This window comes from Paraburkholderia sp. UYCP14C, from assembly GCF_004197395.1.
Lineage (GTDB): Bacteria > Pseudomonadota > Gammaproteobacteria > Burkholderiales > Burkholderiaceae > Paraburkholderia.
The window spans coordinates 1-4,343 of sequence record NZ_SELS01000161.1; the positions used below are offsets into that span (position 1 = coordinate 1).

Consider the following 4,343-nt stretch of genomic DNA (forward strand, 5'->3'; position numbering starts at 1 on the left):
CGCCGTCCTGTTCAATCGATAAGGTATCCAAATCTATAAAGATTATTTCGACCACGCTACCTATTTGCACCGGAGCCCGCGTCGTTACCATGTCGATCACTTCGCAAATCACACTTCCGCTTCGCGTTGCCTGTCTTGCCAACTCATGCATTTCATGAAACATATGCATTACTGATCAAATGCAACTTCAGTCTGCTTGAAACCCGCAATCAGTTGACTGAAATCACGAAGGAATCTTTATGCTTCATCATCCGACCGTCGACAAACTGCATGCGTTGCGCCTGAGCGGCATGGCCGCTGCCCTTGCCGAGCAGCAAGCACAGGAGGGCATTGACCGCCTTGGCTTCGAAGAGCGCCTGGGCCTGCTGGTCGAGCGCGAATCCAGCCAGCGGGAATCGCGACAGACAGCTGCGCGCCTGCGGCGCGCGAAGCTGAAGTTCTCCGGCGCCTCGCCGGAGGACATCGATTACCGCACTGCGCGCGGGCTGGATCGCGCGCTCACCGCTCGGCTGCTGACCTGTGAGTGGACTCGCGAGCGCCAGAATCTGATCCTGGTCGCGCCGACCGGGCTTGGCAAAAGCTGGCTGGGTTGTGCCTTCGCCGTTCAGGCCTGCAGACAGGGCTTCTCTGCCTGTTACCTGCGCGTGCCGAAGCTCAGTGAAGAACTGGCCATTGCGCACGGCAGTGGCCGCTACGCGCGCTGGCTTGCGCAACTCGCCAAGACAGATCTCGTGATCCTTGACGACCTGGCGATGACGCCGCTGAGCGACTCGGCGCGGCGTGATCTGCTGGAGGTCCTTGATGACCGTCACGGCAACCGATCCACGCTGGCCACGAGCCAGCTGTCCGTGGACCTCTGGCATGACGCGATTGGCGAGCCGACAGTCGCGGACGCAATCCTCGACCGGCTGGTACACAACGCGCATCGCATCACACTTGCAGGCGAATCGATGCGCAAGACACGAAGTCAGTTGACCGCAAAGTCGCACTCCGAGTAAAAAGGCAAAACTCCCGCGTCGCTGCATCCTGTTTGTTCGCGATGGCGTGGAATACGCAGTCAAGGTACTCGCGCACGACGCGGCTCTTGTGCTGCGCTGCGCCGTCCCACACGATCATCAGCTTGCGTCTGAGTTGCGCGCGCAGCGCTTTGAGGAATTCGATGATTTGCGCGCTTTTGATCGCGCCGTCGTGCAGGCGGAACACGAAGTTGGTACGGGTAAGACCTGCGATGGCCGAAACGTGTTTCCAGTTGAAGTGGTACTGAATGATCGGCGTGCAGCCCTTGGGCGCCCAGGTGCGCACTCGTGTGGGGCGCTCCGAGAGGCCGGATTCGTCAATAAAGACGATCAGTCGTCCTTCGGCGGTACACTTTTTTTGAGCGCGGGCCAGGTCTTGCGCTTCCAGGTCAGTACTGCGTCCTCGTGGCGCTCGATCGCTCGGCGCTCCGGCTTTTGCGAGCTGAACCCCAAGGCGCCCAGCAACCGCCAGACATGTACCTCGCTGAAGGTAACGCCGTACAGTCGCTCGATGAGCACCCGTACGCGCTTGAGCGTCCACAGTTCGGTACCGAATCCGTGTGTCAACGGGCTCTGCAGCAGCGCTGTGCGCTGGCGCGCGTCAATCAAGGTGAGGTCTCTCATCCGGATTGTCGCGCCACAGTGCGCAAACCTTCGAGTTGGGCCGCATCCAGTTGCGCCGGCCGCCCCGTGGCCATCACGCGAAGCGCATCGATGCCACCTTCGTCGAGTCGGGCCTTCCACGTGTATGCGGTCTGCCGCGCCACTCCGACCATCTTTGCCGCTTCGGCGGGCGTCTTGCCCGCCAACATCAAGCGACCGGCACGCACCCGCTTGCGCGTAGCATCGTCCATTTTGGCCATCAACCGAGTCTCCCTTCAACGTGATGACCGTATAACGCACCAGCAGAGAATCGGTTGTCGTGAATTTAGTAAAACTCAATAGGCGCGCTTCACTTTGCATAGCGAGCAGACGAAATATCGGAAGCGCACAGGGCGTGTCCCCGAGCTTCGATTTCCTAGAAGCGGCGTAGTTCTATGCCGTGCTTGCGCAGTGCATAGCCGATCTGCCGCGCCGTAATGCCGAGCAGGCGTGCTGCCTTTGCCTGCACCCAACCGCAGCGCTCCATGGCCCAGAGCAGCCGTTCACGCTCGTCTCCAGGTCCGCGCTCGCCAGCGTGCATGCCGAGACCGCCGGCATCGCGCTCCGGGGCGCCGAATCTCGCCGGAACGTTCAGCGCTGCACTGACTGTAACGTCCGACGAGCGCGCCGGACGCACTGCGTCTTCTCGCTCCATATAATGCAACGCCTTCGTGAGACACCGGTCGATCTCGCAGAGAAACGAACAACGACCTATCGTGTCATGATGCGCCATTGTCGCAGTCCGCTCAATGCAGTTTTCGAGTTCGCGCACGTTGCCGGGCCAGTAACAACTCGACAGCACGCGCAACGCTTCATCGTTGAAATGCAGAGCGCGACCGTTCTCACGATTAAAGCGGTTAAGGAAGTACTGCGCCATCTCGGGGATGTCTTCCCGGCGCTCGCGCAGCGGCGGCAACACGATGCTCACCACGTTGATGCGGTAATAAAGATCCGCTCGGAATTCGCCCTCTCTCACCATTTGTTCCAGACTGCGATTAGTTGCAACGATCAGCCTCACGTCAACTTTCACGGACGTTGCCCCCCCTACCCGTTCGAACTCCCGCTCCTGCAGAACGCGCAGGAGTTTCGCTTGGAACGACGGTGATATATCACCAATCTCGTCGAGGAAAAGTGTTCCGCCGTGCGCCAATTCGAAACGCCCCTTTCGCTGAGTTTGAGCACCTGTGAACGCCCCCTTTTCGTGGCCAAACAGCTCGCTTTCCAGCAGCGTTTCCGTGAGCGCCGCACAGTTCACCGAGACGAATGGCTGGTCCTTGCGCGGGGACAAACGATAGATTGCACGCGCGATCAACTCCTTGCCGGTGCCGCTCTCGCCGCGCAAGAGCACCGTCGTTCTCGCAGGCGCGACCTGATGGACCTGCTCAAATACGTGCTGCATCGACGCAGATCGGCCGATTGCCCAATCGACTTGATATACAGGAGGTGGCGCGTTCCGTCGGCGACTGATCTCCTCCTGCACGATTTTGCGGTTTGGATTCACCTCACGATCAAGCAGAAGTGCCTGGCCCATCGGCGCAGCAACAACTTCCAAAAGTTGGAGATCGTCTGTGAAAATACGCTTCCCGTCCGGATTCTCACAAAGTGCTACGAGCACCCCGAGCGGCCGTCCTTCGTGCCGGATCGGTGTCCCAAGTAGAGCGACACGCTCAGCATCGAGAACACCGACAGCCCCCGTGCGGTCGTCGAACATGGGGTCACTACTATCCAACTCAGACACAACCACGGCGGACTCGCTTTCGTGTATCCGCCCTACGATCCCTTCACCGGGGGGAAGACGGATACCTTCTTGCCAGCCGTCTGACAATCCCGTGCTACACAGGCCGCCAAGCTTTCCATCCGGCTGCTCGACGGCGATGAACGCGGAACGCCAGCCTCTCGCACGCGACAGAAACCACAGCGACCTCTTCAACGTCTGCTCCGCATTCCGGGATGAGGCCAGCGTTTTTAGCACTTCGGTCACGACATCGAAATCGGGGGGGCTCTCGTTGACGAGAGAATGCGACATAGATTCGGGCTCCAGCGACAACTCGCCAACGCCGTGACGGAGACGGCTCGACACAATGGCAGAGCCATAGTCGCGTTGGTGACAGCCGAATTCGGGATGCCACGGTACGCAGGCATCGACAAACTCGACAAAAATGACAAAATCGCGGCAATGGCGTCGGAAAGCTGCAATCAGAGACAAGGACGTCCGTCCGCGCCTAGCATACTAACCAAAAAAAACGTAGGTTTCACGACAAATTCGGGTCAACGGCAACCCGCACCGTCAGTCGAGGTCCCTAGTCTTGGTCGAACGCTGCCAGCGTTGAAGGAAGGCAGGAGCGGTTTCGTTATAAATTCACATCGTAATGTGCCGTAGGCCTCAAATCGCAGCTCAGTTTGCATTCTCGACATAGACGCAACTTCGCGTGAGTCCATCCAAAATGCTATGAGCGGTATTCAGCAGCTTGCTCGAGCGCATCCGCCCAGTTGATTCGTCGTTTCTTTTTTAAGCGCGCGATCCAATGCAACGTTACGCGCCTACAACCGGTCGACACCTATGTCATTCCGCATCGAGGCCCGATGTTTCTCGATGACATCAGTAGTGTCCGGTTTATTCGAGGTCGGCAGGCTGGAGAGCGCCTGTTGACGCGGGGTTCGAGGATTTCGAGGGTGTCCACGATT

General features: G+C 58.9%; 2 protein-coding genes and 1 pseudogene. 1 reads left to right on the forward strand and 2 read right to left on the reverse strand.

Translation table 11 applies throughout. The features are described 5' to 3' along the window. Positions 1-239 precede the first annotated feature (239 nt). Entirely contained in the window at positions 240-998 is a 759-nt protein-coding gene (istB, locus tag EVC45_RS43490; RefSeq protein ID WP_129964218.1) for an IS21-like element helper ATPase IstB, read from the forward strand. A gap of 40 nt (positions 999-1,038) precedes the next feature. Here istB and EVC45_RS43495 read toward each other — a convergent pair. Next, positions 1,039-1,879, reverse strand: a pseudogene (locus EVC45_RS43495) (IS630 family transposase); the annotation flags it as partial. A 155-nt stretch (positions 1,880-2,034) separates the two neighbouring features. After that, positions 2,035-3,684: a nif-specific transcriptional activator NifA gene (nifA, locus tag EVC45_RS43500; RefSeq protein ID WP_129964219.1), complete on the reverse strand. Its 1,650-nt coding sequence runs from the start codon at positions 3,682-3,684 to the stop codon at positions 2,035-2,037. Positions 3,685-4,343 lie beyond the last annotated feature (659 nt).

Excerpts from the sequence above, each read along its gene's own strand:
- istB (WP_129964218.1), top strand. The coding sequence starts at position 240 with ATGCTTCATCATCCGACCGTCGACAAACTGCATGCGTTGCGCCTGAGC.
- nifA (WP_129964219.1), bottom strand. The coding sequence starts at position 3,684 with ATGTCGCATTCTCTCGTCAACGAGAGCCCCCCCGATTTCGATGTCGTG.